This window comes from Herbaspirillum sp. FG34 (assembly GCF_057809315.1).
On record NZ_JBMDJS010000013.1, the window covers coordinates 127,320 to 149,177 of the forward strand.

Consider the following 21,858-nt stretch of genomic DNA (forward strand, 5'->3'; position numbering starts at 1 on the left):
CTGGTTTGAAAAACGCTGGACACGGCCTGCGGCCGGTCCGTCTGTGGGGCGCAGGCATCGGCCCCTCGAGGAGCCGATGCGCGTGCGTGTCAACGATCTCGGTCTAGGTCAGGGCCATCACACACCGAAGATCGTATGGGTATTACTTGGGTTGTAGGCCACGTTCTGCAGGTACAAGGTGTAACTGGTCGTCCCCGCCCCGGCTCCGTCCAGGTCCACCACCAGCTTGGTGGAACTGGTGCTGTAGGCGGAGGCCTTGACGAAGGTATCGAGGTTGTCCTTGGTGACGGACTGTGCGAATACCGTCACCTTGTCCTGTCCCAAGGTGAAGTCGGAAACCGTGGCCACCAGCCTGGAGGAGTCGCTGATGCCGAATCCGCCCAGCATCAACGTGTCCTTGCCCTGGCCGGTCTGCACCACGGTATTGATGCCACCGGAGGTGACGGACAAGGGAATCTGATCATCGCCGGCACCTCCGCTCAAGCTGTCCAGCTTCTGCGGCACCCAGTACCAGCCCAGCGTCTGGTTCTGGAGAATGGTGGTCTGGCCATTGTTGACACCGTTACTGATATTGGTGGCCGTGATGGTCAGGTCGTGGTACATGCCCGGCGCCAGGATGTTGGCCGGCGTGGTCAGCGAGAAGTCGCCCGCCATCACCTCGCTGAACGCGATCACCTTGCCGCCCATGCTCACCGAGATCAGGTAGCTGTCGCCGGAACCTGCGCCACCGACATTGCCGGAGAAGGTCAGATTCTGGTCCAGACGCATGAGGGTCACCGGACTGGCAGGCGTGTCCGCGATCACGGCGTACTTGCTCGCCGAGGCATTGATGGGCTGAGTATCCGGCGTTTCACCATTGACCCGCAGATTGCTCAGAACCGGTGCTACCGCATCGCCTGTGAGCGTGAGACGGATCTCATTGCCTGCCACCACATTGCCCGCCGTGTCGGTGAACTTGGGCGTGATCACATGCTCGCCGGCGCCCAGACTGCCAGCGACCGTCACCTCCAGTGTCGCTGCGGCATTGCCCACATCGGCCGCACCCAAGGTGCGGCTACCCAGCAACTTGTTGCCCTCGTACAGACCAATGACGTCACCAACGCTGGCCCTGGTGCCGTCATAGCGGACATTGACGGTCGGCTGCGAATTGGCGTTGTCCGTGGTGATCTGGTAAAGCAGACGGACATTGCCGATGTCGTAATTCTGCGCAGCGGTAGGGGTTGTGAAGGCGTATACATCCGTAAGGGCGCTATAGAAGCCACTCACGGCTTTGAGCAAGAGCTGCCTGCCATCGGGAGAAGCGAACGTGAAGTTTTCACCCTTCACATAGTCGCCGCCCTGGTGTGCCATGCTAAACATCGTATCCAAGCCAAACCCTCTCGGGAAAGAGAACACGCTGTTGTAGTGCTTGTCGGTCGTGTTCGCATCATTGGTAATAGGGACTCCACCCCATTCTGCGAAGAAGCCCTTGAGCGAAGAAACGAAGGTTGCCGCCGTCATCCCGGCCGGCAACAGGCTGGTGATATCCGCGCTCTCGCCGGAGTGCAGGTTGTGCTTGTTGGTGTCGCCCATGATGTCCGGAATGCTCAGCATCTTGTAGCTGATCTGCTTGTTGTTCACCAGCGTGCCGGTGATGCTGGCCGGTGCCGTCATGTCCACCGACAGTGTCACGCCAGTGTTGCTGCTGTTGCCCGCCACATCGGTGAGCGTGATGGTGGCACTGAGGTCACCTGCGCTCGGCGTGGCATTCTGGTACTGGATGGCCTTCAGGATGGCGCGCGTATCCAGTCCGCTCATGGGTACACCGGAGCTCTTGCTGATGATCAGTACCTGGGTGCTGCCGTCGTAGCCATAGCTCAAGTCGCTGACGCCGCCGATGCTCTTGCCGCTCACCGTAGCCAGGCTGGCATTGAGCGCCAGCGGCACGTCCAGGACCAACTTGTCCTTCTGCAGGTCCAATTGCGGGCCATCCAGCCGGATGCGGATGCTGCTGATGTCATTGGTCGGCCAGACCGCAATGTCGTGCGCGAACAGTCCTTCTCCCGCCGCCGCCCTGGCCGCCGTGAACGCCTTGCGCGAGCTCGTTTGCAGATTGACCAGGGTGGCATCGGCATCCAGCGTCGGTGCGTGGGTGTCGAAGAGGATGCCCGCCGTCGAGGCGTTACCGGTCTCGCCGGTGCTGGAAACCAGGCGGAAACTGGCCGTGCGCACCCCATCGTGGGTACTGCTGCCCCCCAGTTTGATGGCCTGCAAGACCGACTGCACCTCGCTACCGCTCCAGCTCGCACCGCCGGTCTTGCTCAGGGTCAGCGTACGGCTGGCACTGTCGTAGCCATAGCTCAGACCAGCCACGCCACCGACCGTCTTGCCGCCGCTGACGGGCAGGTCGGTATTGAGGGCCAGCGCCGTGTCGAGGATCAGACGATCGTTGAGTACATCCAGACCAGCCCCACCCAGCACCACCTTCACTGCGGTGACCTGGGTCGAAGTCGGTGCAGCCACGCTGGCATCGAAGGCGACACCGGCGGCCAGGCGAGTGGCGTCGGTGAGGTTCTGGCTGGAGCTGGACTGCAATCCGGGCGTGCTCGGATCCAGGTCCAGCAACAGACTGTCGCTGCCCACGTTGAGGGTGGCCTGCATGGAGGGACCAACCAGTCCGGCCTCGTCGCGCAGAGTGAAGGTGATCACCCGGCTGCCGGCGGTGGGGGTGAAGTTTTGCAGCTTGATGTTTTCCACCAGGGCCTCGACCTCGGCAGCGGTGAACGTGCCGCCTCGGGTCTTGGTGATGTTCATGGTCCGGGTGGCCGTGGTGTAGACATAACTGATGTCGGCCACGCCGCCCACGGTCTTGCCGCTCACCGGCGCCAGGTTGGCATCCAGCGCCACCAGAGCATCCATCAACAGCCGGTCATTGACCAGATCCAGACCACTGCCGCTGAAGACCACATCGATGGCCGAGGCCGTGGTCTTGGCAGGAGGCACGATGTTGGCGACGAAGGCTGTTCCCGAGCGCAATTCGCTGCTCGAGGCTTGCCGCTGCGCGCTGGACTGGATGCCGTCGGTGAGCGCATCCATGTCCAGCAAAGGCGGCGTGGCGGTATCGACCAGCACGCCGAGGCTGGCCTTGGGGCTGGTGTTGCCCGCCACATCGGTCTGCTCTGCCGTGTAGCTCCAGGCACTGTCACGCGCACCGTGGCTGCTGACCATGCTCACGCCGACCAGTGCGACTTCGTTGTCGCTGGCGTCGCCGTTCTGCAGGAGTTCGGCCTGCACCAGAGCTGCCGAGGTATCCAGGGCACTCCAGGTGCGCACGTTTTCCGGTTGACCGGCCAGCGTGACGCCGCCCGCTGCTTCGCGGTACCACTCGTCGGTCCCCGACTGATGCGAAATGAGGTAACCACCATCCTGGGCGGCCCAGACATACCAGGCCGAGGCGCCACTGCCCTGGGTGTAGACCGGCTTGGACAAGTCCAGCAAGCCCCTGCCGCTGAGCACGAAGTCGCCACTGAATGAATTGAGCAAGGCCGCCTGGTCGCTGGCCGAGAGCAGGCTGTAGGTGCCATTGGCGGTACTGTCGCTGCCGTCGATCTTTTGCAGCCCACTGACCTTCAGGGTGGATGCAAGATTGAGCGACCACGCCCCATCGGTGGCCGAGGCGGTGAGCGTGCCCAGCGCGGTACCGTCGCCACGCTTGACGACGACCTGCGCGCCCTTCTCCGCCACGCCGCTCAACACGAAGCTGCCCGAGGTGGTGATGCTGGCGCCGTCGGTCGTGGTACCGGCGGACGCGTTCAGGACGATGGTGGGTGCAACGGCCTTGCTATCGAGCGTGAACTCGACGGCATCGCTCTTGACGCTGCTGTTGCCGGCCACATCGGTCTGCCGCGCCACGACCTTCTTGGCACCATCGCCGGTGAGTTTGACGCTGGTGCCGGTGCCGTTGCTCCAGGTGCTGCCATCGTCGGTACTGTATTGCCAGGTGGCGCCGCTTTCCAGTCCGGTGATGTTGAGGGTGCCATCGCTGGTGATCTTGTCGGCGGCCGTGCCGGTATCGCTCGCCAGGGACAGCCCCAGCTTGGCGGGCACCGTCGTGTCGAGCGTGAAGGACACCGCATCGCTGGTCGGACCGGCATTATCGGCCTTGTCGATCTGGCGTACCACGAGGGACTTGAGCCCGTCGGTATTGCCGGCACCATCGACTGCGCCCTTGAGCTTGACATTGCTGCCGCTGCCATTGCTCCAGGTGCTGCCGTTGTCGAGGCTGTACTGCCAGCTCGCACCGGACTCCAGGCCGCTGACGTTGACGGTACCGTCGTTGGTGATCTTGTCCGAGGTCGAAGCGCCGCTATCCCTGGCCAGAGCTGCGGTGATCTTGGCCGGTGCCGTGGTGTCCAGCGTGAAGCTCAGGGCTGCGCTGGCCGCACCGACATTGCCGGCCACGTCAGTCTGACGCACCAGAACCTTCTTGGCACCATCGGTATTGCCGGCGCCATCGGCTGCCCCCTTGAGCTTGACGCTGCTGCCGCTGCCATCGACCCAGGTGGTGCCGTTGTCGATGCTGTACTGCCACTTGGCACCGCCTTCCAGGCCGGTGACGCTGACGGTGCCGTCATTGGTGATCTTGTCGCTGGGCGAGCTGCCGCTGTCGGTGGCCAGGGCCGCCGTGGGACTGGCCGGCGCGGTGCCGTCCAGCGTGAAGCTGAAGCTGTCGCTGGTCGCGCCCAGATTGCCGGCGGCATCGGTCTGCCGCACCTGGATGGTCTTGTTGCCATCACCGGTGAGCTTGACACTGCTGGCGCTGCCCGCGCGCCAGGTGACACCGCTGTCGGTACTGTATTGCCAGCTGGCGCCAGCCTCCAGACCATCGACCTTGACGGTACCGTCATTGGTGACCTTGTCGCTGGCGGAACTACCGTTGTCGGCCTGCAGGGACAAGGTGGGCTTGACGGGTGCCGTCGTGTCCAGGGTGAAGCTCAGCGTGTCGCTGTCGGGGCTGGGATTGCCTGCCGTGTCGGTCTGCCGCACCACCACATTGCGCAGGCCATCGGTATTGGCCCCGCCGTCAACGGCACCCTTGAGCTTGAAGCTGCTGCCGGTGCCATTGATCCACGTGCTCCCCCCATCGAGGCTGTATTGCCAGTTGGCACCAGCCTCGAGCTTGCCGACATTGACCGTGCCATCGTTGGTGAGCTTGTCGGTGCGGGAGCTGCCGCTGTCGACGGCCAGGGCAATGGTGGGACGATCAGGAGGCCCCCCGTCCAGCGTGAAGGTGAAGGCATCGCTGGTGGGCCCGACGTTGCCGGCCACGTCGCTCTGCCGCACCACGACGTTCTTGTCACCGTCACCGGCCAGCACGAAGCTCGAACCGCTGCCGCGCGACCAGTTCACGCCATTGTCCTCACTGTATTGCCAGCTGGCGTCAGCTTCCAGACCGGTGACGTTGATCGTGCCATCGCTGGTGATCTTGTCGTTGATGACATCGGTATCGCGGGCCAGCGACAGGGACAGCGTGCCAGGCAGCGTGCTGTCGAGCGTGAAGCTGTAGCTGGCGCTGGGGGCGCCGATATTGCCGGCCAGGTCGGTCTGGCGCACCACCACGCTCTTGACGCCATCGGTATTGCCGCTGCTGTCGGCCGCGCCCTTGATACGCACGCTGGAGCCGCTGCCCGCGGTCCAGGTGCTGCCGTTATTGAGGCTGTATTGCCACGTGGCACCGGCTTCCAGCGCGCCCACATTGAGGGTGCCATCATTGGTGATGCGGTCGGTCGGCGAGCTGCCGCTGTCGCGCGCCATGGCCAGAGTCAGCCTGGCGGGTGCGGTGGTATCAAGTGTGAAGTTCACTGCGTCGCTGCTGGCGCCAACGTTGCCAGCCACGTCAATCTGCCGCGCGATGATGCTCTTGCTTCCATCGGGCAAACCGCGCAGTCTGACGCTGGCACCGGAACCATTGGTCCAGGTGGCGCCGCTGTCGAGGCTGTATTGCCAGGCCGCACCGCTTTCCAGTCCATTGATGTTGAAGATGGCGTCATTGGTGACCTTGTCGCCTTGAACCCCGCTATCACTGGCCAGGACCAGATTCGGAGCAGCCGGCGCGGTGGTATCCAGGGTGAGGCTGAACTTGTCGCTGTTGGGGCTGGTATTGCCGGCGGCATCGGTCTGACGCACCAGCAGGTTCTTGGCCCCGTCACTGCCACTACCCCCTTCGGCGGCGCCCGCAAAGCGGAAGCTGGTGGCGCTGCCGTCGTTCCAGGTCACGCCATTGTCGAGGCTGTACTGCCAGCTGGCGCCGGCCTCCAGTTGGGCGACGTTGACCGTGCCTTCATTGGTGATGCGGTCAGTCCCATTGCCGCTGTCCTTGGCCAGACCCAGCGTCGGCTTGGCCGGCAAGCTGGTATCGAGCGTAAAGCTCAATACGTCGCTGATGGCACCGACATTGCCGGCCACATCGGTCTGGCGGACCACGACATTCTTGGTGCCATCGACATTGCCGGCACCATCGACGCTGCCCTTGATCTTGACACTGGTGCCGCTGCCGGCGCTCCAGGTGGTGCCGTTGTTCAGGCTGTACTGCCAGCTGGCGGCACTCTCCAGGCCAGCGATGTTGACCGTGCCATCCGAACTCAGGCGGTCGCTGGTGCTGCTGCCGGTATCGCGGGCCAGCGTTGCGCTGAGCTTGGCCGGTGCCACCGTATCGAGAGTCATGGCGAGGATCTGCTCGGCGCTGTTGTTGCCGGCGCGGTCGGTCTGGCGGACCTTGACGGTATGACTGCCTTCGCCGGTGACGGTGAAGCTGCCGCCGCTACCCGGCTGGTAGTCGCCGCTATCGATCTTGTAGGCCCAGCTGGCGCCGACTTCCAGGCCCGACACCAGCACCTTGCCATCGCTGGTGATGCGATCCCCGGCCGTGCCGGTATCGCGCGAGAGCGCGATGGACGAAGAAAAGACCGGCGGCGTGGTATCGATATTGACCGTATGGTTGACCTTGATCGAATCGATGCCCTTGACGGTATTGTGCGACTGGATGCCAATCACCTTGTCCACACCATTGGCGCCGTTGGCACCCAGCGCCAGCCAGTCGGCGTCGGTAAGGGTGTAACTCCAGTTCCAGACGCTGGTGCCGGTACCGGAGTCACGGGTGACGATACCGCTCTTCATGACGCTGCCATCCGGATAGAACAGCGTGACCGTATCATCCTTGCCGGCGGTGCCGGTCAGGGTGACGCCGGCGGTACGCTCGCCCAGATTGATGATGTCGTCGCCCGCCACCGTGTTCATGGCCGGTACGTTGGTGACCGTAAAGACCGCATCGGCCAGCTTGGCCCAGGAGTTGACGCTGCTGCCATCATCGGCCTGTCTGGCCAGCTGACTCTGAACCTTGGCCAGGTTGCCCGCATTCACACCGGAGATCTTCAGCGTCGCAAAGTCGTCCACCGTCAGCGGCTGGCTGTTGTCGCCCTGTACGGCCAGTCCGACCTTGGCTGCGAGGGTCGCCAGCGCGGCGATCTTGGCGGGGGTATTGACCTCGGTGGAGGAACGGCTGTCCACGATGGAACTGAGCAATTGCACGATGTTGCTGCTGGCGCCGGCGGCGCCACTGTCCAATGCCAGCAGGGCGGACAGGTCCACGCCCACATGATCGAAATCAACCTGTTTGGCCAGGTTGGCGTCACTGGTGTTGCTGGGCACGCCGTCGGCCTGCTTGAGCAGTTGCGCATAGCTGTTGACCAGTGACTGGATACCGGCCACAGAGTTGACATCCGTACCGTCGACACCGGCCGTGGCCAGCGCGGCCAGGATGCCGTCCTTGTTGGCATTGGCACCGACCTCGCTCACCCCGATCACGCCCAGTGCCTGGAAATCAGCCACCGTGGGGGCGTCGCCGCTATTGCTGTCGGCGTAGGCGACGATGCGATTGATGGCCGTGCGCGCGGCCGCTGCCACGCTCCGGATCTCGGCCACGGTATCGACATCGGCCACGGTGCGCGATTGCAGCGCCGCGACCACGGCATCGCTTTCCACCGCCGAAAGGCCACTGATGCCCAGCACCTTGAAGTCGGCCGTGCTCAAGACGTCGGCCGGCGAGATGAGGTCGCCGCTCTGCTGCGCCGCGATGTTGAGCACCTTGTTGGCGATGGTGGCCAGCGCGCTCAGGCTGGCCGGACTGTCCACTGCCGCCGCATTGGCCGCGCCGTCGACCAGCTGGTTCAACAGCTGCAGGTTGGACGCTGTGGCCAGCTTGTCGGTGAGGGTCTTGTCCAGCCCCACACGGACGTAATCCTGCGCCACCGGAAGATCGGCTGCCGCGGTGCTGATGCTGCCATCGGCCAGGGTCAGCAGTTTGGCATAGCTGTTGACGATGCCCTGCACCTGGTCGGGCGTGCCGGCCTGATCCGCGCCCACCGGGCCGGAAGCGAGCGCCTTGTTGGTGGCGCCGAGGATGCTGTCGGCCACCGCCTTGGGCGTGGACGGCAAGAGCACACCCATGTCGGCATAGTCCTGCGCCACCGGTGCGGGCTTGGTGTTGTCGCCAGCATAGTCGCGGATCTTGTCCTGGGCAGTGACGGCCTTGGAGACCAGGCCTTGCAGGCCCGGCAAGGTATTGATGGTGGAGAGCTTGTCGGCCGGCAGCTGCTGCAACTTGGCCAGCACCGCCGGCATGTCCTTGTCGTTCAGTCCGGTGACGCCCAGTTGCTCCAGGTCGGCGCGCGACGGCGCCGAACCGCCCGCACCGGCCGTGCTGTCGAGCACACGGGCGACGGTATTGGCCAGGGTCAGCACTTCCTCAGGGGTATCGATCCTGTCGGCCGTGAGACGGTCGATCACCGAATTGAGCAGCGAGAGGTAGTCGGTCTTGGCACTGGCGCGGCCCAGGCTGCTCAGGTCCGCCCCCAGCAGGCGATAGTCCTCCATGGCGGGCGCATTGGCCGACGTGTTGGCCACGCCATCGGCCAGCCCCAGCAACTTGTTGGCACTGTCGACGATGCCCTGCACCAGTTCGGCCGTGGCCGAACGGGTGCCGTTGACGGCACTGGTGGCCAGCGCCGAGAGGACGGCAAACAAGCCCTCCGGCATGGCATCCGGGCGATCCGGTGTGCCGGCGCCATACTTGCCGACACCATTCACGCCCATGTCGCTGAAGTCCTGGGCGACCGGGGTCACGCTATCGGAACCGGCCTGCGCCACGGCACCGGAGGTCTGCCGCTCGGCATAGGCCATGATCTTGGCCTGGGCCGCGCGAGCGGCCGAGGCGACCGACTTCAGTTCGGCCAGGGTATCAACCTGGGCCGGGGTACGCGACTTGAGCGCGGCCATGAAGGCCGACAGCGAAGCCGCATTCACGTCCGGCGCAGCGCCCGTACTGGAGAGTCCCAGCGTGGTCAGTTCGGCCAGCGTGATGCCGGCCGGTGCGTCGTCCGGCTTCACATCGGCATCGGCCTGGCGCATCACGCGGTTGACGATATCGACCAGGTTCAGCGCATTGATCTTGCCCAGATCCGACACCGAAGCAAAATTCGGACGGGCATTGAAGACCTCGTTGAGCAGCTTCAGGTTGGCCGGGGTATTGTTGATGGCCATGCCCAGCGCGCTGAATTCTTCATGGGTCAGAGGTGCACCTGCCTTGGGCGTGCCATCGGCATTGACCGCATCGGCCGCCGGACGGCTGGCGTCGGCCATGATGCTGCTGGCCGAGGCCAGGTTGCGCAACTTGGCGGCGGCGGTAGCCATGAGCTGGACCTGTGACAGGTTCAGTGCGGCCAGCGCATCGCTGCTCAGGGCCTTGAGGCCGCTGTTGATCAGGCCGACCGTCGAGGGGGTATTGCCATCGACCTGGGCCACCAGGTTCTTCACGCCCAGCGCAACGAAGTCGTTGGTCAGGGGCGGGGTCGACGTGGGGGTACCGGCCGCATAGGCGGCGACGCGGCCGGCAGTAGCTGCCAGCTCGGCGATCCTGGTCGGGGTCGATACCGTGCTCTTGTCAGCCGGCTGGGCGTCCAACGCCGTCACCAGCAGGCCAATGGTGCCGCGCGCCACCGCCATATCGGTCGCCGACAGGCCGCTGGCAGTGGGGTCGGGCAACCTGGCAGCCGGCACACCGATACGGATCAGTTCATCCCGCGTGATGGGGGACGCCAGGTTGCCAGCCGCGCCGTCGGCAGCCTGCAAGACATGCAGGTAAGCGTCCACGATGGCTTGCAGCTTGCTCTTGCTGTCCACCAGACCGGAGCTGGCCAAGGTCTTGACCGAGGCATTGATGCAGGCCAGCGTATCGGCAGTCACGCCGGTCACGCCTGCGCGGGCATAGTTGTCAACGGTAGGCGCCAGCACGCTGCCGACGGCCCCAAGTGCCGCATCGGTATTGGCGACGTTGTCGGCGTAGTTGCGGATGATCTTCAGATCCTTCAGCAAGCCATCCACCAGGACTTGCAGACGGGTGCTGCTGTCGATGCGGCTGACGTCCGTGCTGGCGACCAGCGCCTGCACATTGGCGAGGAAGGCTGCATCCAGGCCCTGCACGCCCAGATTGGTAAAGTCGTCCATGGTCAACAGCGCGGCCGCATCGGCGCTGCCGGCTGCGGCGATCATCTTGCCGGCAGACGCGTTGATGAGGTCGATGCGCGCGGGCGTGTCGACCTTGTCGCGGCTCAATGCGTCCAGAGCGGTGGCCAGCAGGCTGATGCGATGGCTGTTGGTGGCAGCGCTCACGCCTACCCCCAGACGCTCCAGTTCGGCTTCGGTGGGCACTGCTGCCGAGCCGATCGGATCGGGTTGGGCGCGGCTGCCGTCGGCGGCTGCCAATACCTTCAGGTAGGCGCTGGCAATGCCCTGCACCAGCGGCTGGGTATTGGCGTGGGCGCCGTCGACAACGGTGGTGGCCAGTGCCGCATTGACGGAGGCCAGGCTGGTACTGCTCACGCCAAACACACCCATGGCGGCGTAATCATCGACGGTCGGTACGCCCAGCGAGGCGCCGGTATTGTCCTGGGCATAGGCGCTGATCTTGGCCAGCGCATCCACGGCCTTCTGCGCCAGCGTGGAGAGCTCTGTCAGCGACTTGATCCGGCTGCCGTCGCTGCCGCTGGTGCCAATGGCGGCCAGGATGGCGCCCTGCTGGGCCGCCGTCCTGCTGCCGATATCCAGACCCAGCAGCTTGAGGTCGGCCACCGTGGGCATGGATGCGGCCGGCAGGCGGGCGGCACTGTCCATGAGCTTGTTGACGGTATCCATCAGGGCCTGCAGCTTGTCGGTCGTATCGACACTGGCCAGCGGCCTGGCATCGATGGCGCTGCCCAGCAGCGCTGCGCCGGAACCATCTGCATCATTGGTGGCGCTGGAGTTGCCCATCTTCAGACCCAGCGCTGCGTAGTCAGCGGCCAGCGGTAGTGCATTGGCTGCCGTGTTGGCACTGTCATCGGCCAGCGCGGCGATCTTGGCCACTGCTTCGGCGGCTTTTTGCAGTTGTGACTGATCCTTCACCTTGTCCACGCCCAGACGCGGCAATGCGCCATCCAGCAAACCCTTGTTCTGAAGATTCAGACCGGAAAGGCCGACGCTCGCATAGTCATCCAGGGTCGGCGCAGCCGTGCCGGCCACAGTCGCCGCAACGATGTGGGCATAGGCATCGACGATGCCCTTGAGCTTGGCCGGGTCGCCCGCCAGTGCAGCGGTGATGGCGGTGCTGGCCAGGGTGGTATTGATGGCGCCAAGATTGTCGCTCACCACCAGCGCGGTGCCATCGCTTCTGACCAGGCCCACGGCCAGGTAGTCGGCAGCCACGGGCTCAGGCTTGGAGGCATCGTCGGCGTAGGCACTGATCTTGGCCTGAGCCTTGATGGCCAGGTTGGCCACGGCTTGCACTTCGGCCAGGCTGTCCACGGCACTGGCGGCATGCGCCGAGACGGCGCTCAACACCGCTGCCGCAGCGGCATTGGAGGTGGCAGCAGGAGCCACGCCCAGCGCGATCAGGTCGGCGGCGGCCAGGCTGGTGGGCAGACGTTCGGCGGCAAAGACTTGCGCGGTGCCGGCCAGTGCCAGCAAGCCCTGGGCAGTGGCCAGCAAGGCTTCCAGCTTGGCGGGAGTATTCATGACGGCCTTGCTGGACTGCTGGTCCAGCGCGGTCTGCAACAGGTCCAGCGCGGCCGGACGGGTGGCGGCATCGACCGTCACCCCTACCCCGCTGAGCAAGGCGCTGAAGGCGGCGCGCGTGGTCGCGCTCAGGGCCGCGGTATCGGCTTTGCCGTTGACCAGGGCAAAGAGCCTGTCCCAGTTGTCGAGGATGGCCTGCAGCTTGGCCGGCGTATCGATCTGGGCAGCGCCGATGGCGACGGTCAGCAGGCTGGCCGAGGCACCGATGCCCTGATCGGCCTCGACGCTGGCCGGGACCCTCAGGCCCATGGCCTTGAAGTCCTCAGCGGTAGGACGACCGGCATCCTCCGGGAAACCGCCTGGTGCTGCGATCAGCTCGGCATAGACCTGAATCTTCTGGTAGGCCGTCACGGCGGTGGCCACGACGCTCTGGAGCTTGGCCAGGCTATTGACGTCGCTGCCGTTGTCGGCACCGGCACGGATGGCGTAGAGCGCAGCGGCCACGGCCGCCGGTTTCTGCGCACTCAGCAGCGCGCCATCGGCAGTGGTCAGGCCCAGCTGGTCCAGCTCGGTTGCACTCAGGCGCGGCGCGCCATCGTTGGCTTGCGCCTGCGCCAGGATCTTGTTGACCAGCACGCCCAGGGCGTCGATCTTGGCCGGGGTATTGACGGCCTCGGGCAGCTTGCCGCCGACCACGCCATCGAGCAGACCGATGGCGGCCGCCTCGGTGGACTTGCCGCTGGTGTTGGTCACGCCGTCGACGCTCGCACCGATGGCCTTGAACTGCGCAGCCGAGAGCGCGGAGCCGGTATCGGGCAAGGCACCGTTGGCACGAGCGAGAATGGCCAGGTAGGCATCGACCACCTGCTTCACATGCGCCGGGGTGTCGGCCTGAGCCGCGTTGATGGTGGCCGTGCGCAGGGCAGCGTTGACGGCCATGAGATTGTCGGCCGTCACCAGGGACGCTCGCACGCCCGTGGCATCGGCCACCGGGTTGACCAGGCCGATGCTGCGGTAATCCTCCACCGAGGGCATGGTGGCCGCATCGGTGGCCGAGACGGCATCGTCGGCGTACAGGCGGATCTTGGTCTGCGCCGCATCGGCGCGATTGACCAGGGCTTGCAGCTTGCTCAGGGTGTTGAGCTCGGAACCATCCTTCTTGCTGCCGGCGATGGCGGCCAGGATGGCCGACCAGTTTTGCGCACTGCCGTCGGCATTGTGTGCCACGCTGGCAAAGCTCACACCCAGCTTGCCCAGTTGCACGGCATCCAGCGGCGGGTTCGCCACGCCACCGGCGGCGGTGACCATGAGTGCCTGGATCAGGTCCAGCAGTTGCGCCAGCTTGTCGGGCAAGGCGATGCGATGGCCGGATTCATCGGTGCTGAGGCTGTCGAGCGTGTTGGCATCCACCGTATCGGCCAGCATGGCCACACCGGTCGCACCGGCATCGTCGAGCTTGCTCTTGGCCAGGCCCAGCGCCAGGAAATCGGCAGCCGTCGGCTTGGGCGAGGCGTCACCCGCGATGCCGTTGGCGGCATCGACCACGTGCTGGGCGGCGATGATCAGACCCTGCAGCTGGTCGGGCGTCTGCACCTGGGCGGCGGAGATGCTCACCGACTTCAGGGCGTCGTTGATGGCATTCAGATACGGTGTGCTGCTGCGGCTGCCATCGACCGGCAGTTGCAGACCCAGGGCATCGAAATCGGCTGCCGTGGGGACATCGCCGCCATCGTCACGGGCGAACTGGGTAATCTTGCGTTGAGACGCGATGGCGGCATCCATCATGGCTTGCAGCGTCGCCACGCTGAGTGCACCGCTGCCGTCATCATTGGTGGTCTGCAGCTTGTTGAGCAGGGACGCCAGACTGTTGCTGACCACGCCGGTCAGCCCCAGCGCACTGAGATCGGCCGGCTTGAGCGTGCTGACCACCGGCGGGTATTGCACCGGATAACGATCCGCCAGCGGCCCCACGGCGGCGACCTGCATGAGCTGGTCCACGGTCAGTGCGAGCCGGTTCAGTTCGGCGACGCTGTCGACCTTGCTGGTACTGTTCTGGGCGTGAACGACGCTGTTCATCAGCGCCAGTGCGCTGGCCGAGGTGGCGGCCACGGTATGCGGCAAGGCCACGCCGATGGCCTGGTAATCGGCGATGCTCGGTGCATCCGAGGACGTACCGCCGCCATTGACGTAGGCCAGCAGCCGGGCATAACTGTTGGCGATGGCACTCAATTGTTCGATGCTGGTGACACCACTGGCATCATGGGTGGCTGCTGTGTCGGCCGAGCTGGGCAGGCTGGTGGCTGGATCGATGCTATTGCCCTTGACCCGGACCGCATCCAGGAACGCACCCTGCACCGCGCTGCTGGTGATGGCGCTCAGGCCCAGCGCCTGCAGGCTCTTGACGCTCAGGCTGGTGGTGCTGCCACCCACGACCGGGTCGTCCTTGCTTTCGCGGGCGGTGCGGATCAGGTCGGCGGCGGTGGCCGCCAGCGCGGCCAGCTTGTCGGGAGTGGCCACGCCGTCGCGGCTCTGCGCGCCCACGACGCTGTTGAACAGGGCCAGCTTGTCGCGGTCCACACGATCCAGGGACTTGCTGCCGCCCACCGCGCTCACCTGCGTACCCATGCCGATGAGGGCGCTGCCAAGCGGTACGCCGATGGCCAGGTACTGCTCCGGCCGCAGTGCTGCGCCGGAGGCATCGCCGCTCTTGCCATCGGCAGCGGCGAGGATGGCGTTGTAGGCGTTGATGATGACCTTGAGCTTGGCACGCGTATCGACGTCGCCACGTTCCAGCGCGGCCACGGCGCCATTGATGCTGGCCAGATTGCGCACATCCACGGTGGCCGCGGCATCCCCGCGATCGACACCGGCGTCATGGTAGTTGGTGACCGTGGGGGCCGGGTTTTTGTCACTGTCCTCGGCGTACTTGATGATGATCATCAATGCTTCATTGACGCTGTTGACCAGGGTCTGGATCGGCGCCACCGCGTTCAGGGTGCCCATGCCTGCGCCTTGGATGCGGGTCAGGATCTGCTCCAGGTTGCCGTCGGCGGCGGTATCGACACCGCTCACGCCCAAGGCGCGGAAGCCGGCCTGCCAGCGCAGGCGGTCGTCGTCAGTCAAGACCGGCAAGGCGCTGCCTGCCGGCTGCGCAGCCAGGTGCAGCACCTGGTCCGCGGCCTGGCCGATCTGCTCGATCTCCGCCACGGTATCGACCTGCGAGCGGGCCTTGCGCTTGAAGACGTCGTCTGTCAGCTTCAGACGTGCCTCCTGTTCGGCAGCGCTGCCGGGCGCCACCGTCAGGCCCGGCAGATGCGCGCCGATGGCGCTGAAGTCCAGCAAGGAGGGATCACTGCCGGGAGTGGCGTCGGGCACCTTGTCTTCATTGCCGTAGGCGGCACCGCTGGCCGGCTCGGCTTCGTTGGCTTCGGCCAGGATGCGGGCATAGCCATCCACCAGTGCCTGCAACTTGCCCGGGCTGGCCAGCCTGGCATACTCGGCGCCATCCAGGGCGCTGGCGGCCGCCGTGGCCACGGTGGCATCGGTGATGCTCACGCCGGCCGCCTGCAAGGCCGCCAGCGCATTGCTGAACTGATCGACGGCCGCAGCATTGCCGGCCACGCCATCGGCCAGATGGCTGATTTTGACCAGCACGTCCACACTGGCCTGCAGGTTGGCCACGTCGGCGGCAGCAGCCGGCTTCATGGCGTCGAGCACGCTTTGCAGGTTGCTCAACAACAGCGCCTGGACGGCGGGATCAGCCGCCGTCAAACCGGTCACCCCCAGCGTGGAGAGCACGTTGGTACTGATCGCCTGCGCCTCAATACTGCTGCTGCCATCGGCCGGGATGGCCCCATCTGCCGCGGCCAGTACCAGCGCATAGGCGTCGGCAATGGCCGCCAGTTTGGAAGGAGGATTCACCTCTGCCGCGCCAATACTGACTGTCTGCAGCACGGAATTGATGGCCTTCACGGCCAGCTCGGGCGTGGCGCGCGGCATGTGTGCGGCCAGCTCCAGCCCCACGCTCTTGAAATCGGCCAGGGTCGGTGCGGCAGCCTTGGCCACGCCATCGGCATAGGCTTCGATCTTCAGTTGCGCCTTGTGGGCATTGTCGGCCAGGGCTTGCAACTTGAGGCCACCGGCTGGCAACGTGCCGATCACGCCGCTGCCGTCATCGGCCGTGGCGGCAATGGCGGCCAGCACCGCCGGGAAGGTATGGGACTGCAGGCCGGTGATGCCGACGTCAGCCAGTTCGGCCTGGGTCAGCAGTGTGTCGCTGATGCTGCCCGTGACTTGGGCAATCAGGTGCTGCGCCGTGGTGGCCAGGCGCGCCAATGCAGGCAGAGTATTGACGGCGGCCGGGTTGGCGTGGTCGACCAGGGTGTTGAGCACGCCCAGCAAGGGCGATGCACTGCCATCGGCGCCCGGTTGCAGGGCCGTGACCAGATCGGCGGGCAGGCCGACCCGTTGATAATCCTGCGGCTGCGGCAGGCTGGCCGCGTTGGCGGCCACGCCGTCGGCGGCAGACAGGATGCGGCCATAGGCATCGACGATGCCCTGCACCAGCGACGGCGTAGCGACCTCGGCCGCCCCCACCGGGGAACTGGCCAGGGCCGAGTTGATGGCCTCAAGCCTGTCGGCGCTCACGCCGCTCACGCCGATGGCGGCATAGTCGGCCAGCGTCGGTGCGGCACGGGTAGCATCATCGGCATAGGCATTGATCTTCAGTTGCGACTGCATGGCGCTATCGACCAGCGCCTGCAACTTGGGCAGGGTATTGGTGGCGCTGCCGTCATCGGCGCTGGCGATGACAGCCTGGGTGACCGAGGCTTGCAGGGCATCATCGAGATTGACCACGCCTAGCAGGAGCAGCTTGGCCTTCAGGTCGGCAGCCCGGTCAGCCGCCGTGTTGCCGGCCAGGCCGCTGTCGTCGCCTGCGGCCAGTGCCTGGACGGCATTGGCCGCCGCCACCAGCTGGCTCACGGCACTGACGGCGAACAGCTCGCGCGCGGTCTTGCCGATGAGGGCCGAATCGATCAAGGAACGGGTGTTCTCGTCACGCGGCGCGGTGGCGCCTATCGTGGCGAAATCCTTCAACAAGGGATCGCTGTGCAGACCACCTACATCGCCTGCCTGGCCGAGAATGCGGCCATACGCGTCAGCAATCTCCTGCAATTGCGCAGGCACGGCGACGCGCTTGCCGTCCACGCTCGGGGTGGCCAGCGAAGAATTGACGGCATTCTGATGCAGGTCATCGTCCACGCCGCGGATGCCCAGGGCGCGATAGTCGGCCATCTGCGGCAGGGCTTGTGCGACATCATCGGCGTAAGCGACGATGCGCGCCGAGGCCGCCAGCGCGCGGGCGGCGACGTCGGCCACCATGGCCGGCGAGCGCAGTTCGGCGCCGTCGTCGGCGGTCCCGGCGATGCCCGAGAGCACCACCGGCAGTTGCGCGGCACTCACCGGGACCGGCAGATGCAGTTCATTGAGTTCGTCGGCGCCGAGGACCATATTCTGGCCCGCCGCCAGCGCAATGACCCGTGCAGCGATGCTGGCCAGGGCCTGCAACTTGGCGACCGTATCCACCGTACTGCGGGCCGCACCGTCGAGCACCTGATTCAACAGGCTCACGGCATTGCCGCGAGCGGTGCCGCCATTGGGGAACAGGGTCTGCAGGGCCTGTACGCCGATGCGTGCGTAATCCTCGGCAGAGGGCAACTGCAAGGCATTGCCGGACACCCCATCGGCCGCCGCCAACACCACGTTATAGGATTGCACCAGCTCGCCCAGCTTCTTCCAGGAAGAGATGGGATCGGCCCCGACCGCCTTGACGGCGCTGTTGATGCTGGCCAGGTTGGCCGCCGTGACCTGGGTGGCACTGCTGCCGGTGAGCAGTGCGCTCTGGTAGTCGCTCAAGACCGGTTCGGTCTGCGTGGGACGCTCCGGATTGATGGGCAGGATGTCCCTGGCGTAGTTGAGGATGGTCTGCAGCGAGCCGATCTTGGCGGAGACCACCGCCTGCACTTCGGCCAGGGTATCGATGTCACCCACGACGCTGCCGTTGTCACGCAATAGCTGCGGCACGCTGTTGAGGCTGGCGGCAACTTCAGCGACGTTGTCGTCGCTGGCGCCGCTCACGCCCAGGCGGGTGAAGTCAGCCGCCGTCAGTGGCACGGCCAGGCTCTTGCCGGCCGGCAGCGCAGCCTGATCCGCCAGGCGCTGGGCTGCCTGGGCCAGTTCATTGATGCGCGCGATGGAGCCGACATCGGCTGCGCTCTTGGCGTCGATGGCGCCTCCCAGCAGACGTGCACCCACCGCCGACAAGGCCGGGCTCACGCCCAGCGCGGCGTAGTCCGCCGCACTCGGATAGGCCGACAGGTCGCTGTTGCCCGCCTTGCCGTCAGCCAGGGCCACCACTTTGTAGTAGGCGTTGACGCTCGCCTGGATGTCGCCGATGGAATCCGAAGCGCTCTGGGGCAGGGCCTTGAGGGCATCGTTGATGCGGGCCAGTTGCTCGCCATTGGTCACGCCGAGCACCCCCATGGCCTTGAAGTCGGCCAGGGTCGGCGCCGGGTTGGCGGGGTCATCGCCATAGACCGAAGCCTTGGCCACAGCCGCATCGGCTGCACGGATGGCGCTGTCCACCAGGGCCTTGAGCGAGACGGCATCGCTGACCTTGTCGGCGTCGGCGGTGGCGGCCACGGCATTGAGGATGGCCGGGACATACTCCTTGTCCACCGGGGCGGCCATGATGCCGTCCAGGCGCGTGCTGCCGTCGGCATTGATCAGGGCACTGCGGGCCTGGGCCAGGGCATTGTCTTCTGCGTTCTGCAAGCGTATCAGCGTGGTCTGCGCGGCGGCCAGCACGGCTTGCTTGGCCGACTTGGTGGTAGCGTCGGCGGCGTCGAAGGCGGCCTGGGCGGTGGTCACGGCAGCCTGGGCATCGTTGACGGCCTTCTCGCTGTTGGCCAGCAGGACCGTATGCTGGATCAGACCGGTGGTGTCGACCACGAAGCGCTGAGTGGACTCGCTGAAATTGCCGGCTGCATCGATCTGGCGCAGATTCAGTTGCGCCTTGCCGTTGCCGGTGAGGGTATCGCCGTTGAGCAGCAGGCGGTCGCCGCTTTTGAGGGCATACCAGCTGCCCGCGGTGATGTCCTCGGTGGTGCCGCCCGCGCGCAGCAACTGCAAGGTGCGGGCATCGGTACCTTTACCGGCCACCAGCCGGAAATGCAGCTCCGTGCCCGCTTCCTGTCCGCCTTGCGGCAGCAGTTGCGCTCCGCGCTGGCTGCTCACACCATCGTTGCTGGCCAGACCATCATCCTTGCCGGCTTCGAACTGCAGGGCCGGCTGGGGCGGCGTAACGGTATCGAGGTTGAATTGCAGAACTTCGGTGGCGGTAGAGGCATTGCCATAGCCGCCCGTGTAGGAAGACCCGACCAGCACCACCCGTACCTTGACCCAGTTGCTGCCGTTGGCGCTGACCACATCGCTGGCGGTGTAATCCACCTGCCCTGCTGCGTTGGTGCCGGACTGGACCAGCTTGCCGGCTTCCTTCCAGACGCCGAAGACAGGATGCCCGCTGGCATCCAGGCTGGTGGCCACGGCGAACTGCAGGCGCTCGTCGCCGGCCAGCGCCTTGGTCAGGCGCACCAGCAGGCTGCCATCGCGGGTGATCTTGTCGGTGTTGCCCTGAGCCGCCGGCATGCGCAGCGGATCGTCACCGGCGCGGCCGTTGTAGCTGCTGTCATTGAGCAGCAACGGGCCCGGCAAGGCGAAGCCGGTCATGCCGGTCGGGGTGGTCAGGTCAACACGCACGTCCTCTTTCTGCCAGACCGTGTAGTTGGTCCGGTTGTTGTAGCCATCGGTGACGGTGACCTCGGCGACCACGGGCTGGGAACGGTCCAGCAGCAGCAACTGCTGGGTGGTATCGTCGTCGGACTGCAGCACGGCCTGGCCGCTGTCGTCAGCACGTGTGGCCGGCAGGCTGATGCGCAGGTCGCGGCCCAGCGTGTCCTTGCCGTCGAGCGCCACGCTGACGGTGGCATAGGGCGGGGTCTTCACGCTCAGGCCGCCTTCGAGGAAGTCGCCCTGATCCAGTTGCAGGGTGGAGCCCACCGGCGCGCTCTGCCATAGCTCGGGATTGCTCATGACCGCCTGCTTGATGTAGAGCGTGGGTTCGGCAATGGCCACGTGGTTCTCTTGCAGGTAGGTGGCGATGGTGGAGCCACCGGGCAGTTTCTGCAGGCTGTCATAGCGCGCCTGGGCCGAGGCCACGGCGTCGGCGCTGCTGTCGGGGTTGTTGATGATATTGAGCAGCGGTTCGCTGAACAGTTGTGCCTGCAACAGGTTCGACGACGCCAGCGACTGACCGCGCGCATTGGTCGCCCATTTCAGGGCGGTATTGCTGTCGTCGACGAATTGCAGGGTGTTGGCCAGCTTCTGGAGGACGTCGGCCTGGGTCGGATAGGCCTTGCCATCGAGTTGCACCAGGTTGGCAATGGCCTTGAGCGCGGCCCCGTAGTTGTAGGCTTCGGTACTGATTCCGGGATTGAAGCCAGGGTTGGCGATGATCTGACCGCTGCCGTTCTGGGTGACCGTGGGGACGACTTCACCGCCAATGGCATCGACCTTGAAGAAGCCCCCGACGGCATTGTTGATCGCGGCGATGCGCTGGGCCGTCAGGTCGGCTGCCTCGGCGGGATTGGTCATGCCGGCGTCCAGACCGGCCTTGATGACGGCCAGTTCGGTCAGGGCAGTGACGTTGACGGTCTGGTTGGCACCGGTGGCCGTGACCAGGGCGCGCAGGGGGCTGCTGCCCAGGTCGGTCAGCTTGAGTGTGGCTTCGTCGGCGTAGTTGTCGGGCAGACCGGGGGTATTGTCGCGAATGACGATGAGCACCGTGCCGCGATAGGCCGGCTGGTTGAGCACCAGAGAATAGCGGCCATCGATCACCTGGGCGGCCTCGCTCAGGGCATGGCCGTGGTCGTCATAGGCGATGGCGGTGGCATTGTTGAGCGGGCCCAGCATGGCCGCCCCCGAGAGGGTGGGCTTGACGTCGCTCTGGCTGGACGCGCCCTGCCCTGCCGCCGCGCCACTGCCACTCGCGCTGGCCGCGCTGGCCGCGCCGGCCGCTCCACCGCCGCCACCGCCACCGGCAGCAGCCAGCAGGGCCAGAGCGCCTGCGGCGATCGGCCATTGCACGCCCCAGTTCTTTTCGTGCTGGGAATTGACCTCGACATCAGCCAGCTGCTGCTGGCTGTCGGGCGATTTGACGGGACTGAATTCAGGCGTGGCGGTATTGCCGGCCACGCCGCTGGTGGCCACCGCCGCTTGCGGGGCCTTCTCTCCTTCTTCGACGATGATGGGCTTGTCGGCCTCGTCCTCCTGGGTCCTGGCTTTGTCGGTCTTGGCGTTGTTCTGGTTGTAGCGCGTGATTTCCTTGGAACTGACGGTCAGATTCGCCTCGGGGGAAACGTTGATCTGATCGATCTGCTGGAACATGCGCCCCAGCTGCAATTGCCCGTCGGCGAAATGCAGCTGGGTATCCGGTGCGCTCAGCGCCTGCATGGCGCCGCCGCTGAGGATGATGCGCTCGCCATTGGCCAGCACGATCAAGAGGTCAACATCCAGTGCTCGGACATCCTTGATGGAACGGATGGAGACCTTCTTGAAGAACTGCGCGGCTTCGGACAGCTTGAGGACGGTGGTAGTCATGGTAATTTCCCTCTCTTATTTATTTTGGTGTTTGGTATGGATGGTCTTTGCTTCGGG

Annotated in this window: 1 protein-coding gene; it reads right to left on the minus strand. The window is 65.5% G+C overall.

The features are described from left to right. Positions 1–117 precede the first annotated feature (117 nt). On the minus strand, positions 118–21,801 hold the full coding sequence (locus ACODSZ_RS16845) for an Ig-like domain-containing protein (RefSeq protein WP_488928092.1): 21,684 nt from the start codon (positions 21,799–21,801) through the stop codon (positions 118–120). Positions 21,802–21,858: the final 57 nt, after the last annotated feature.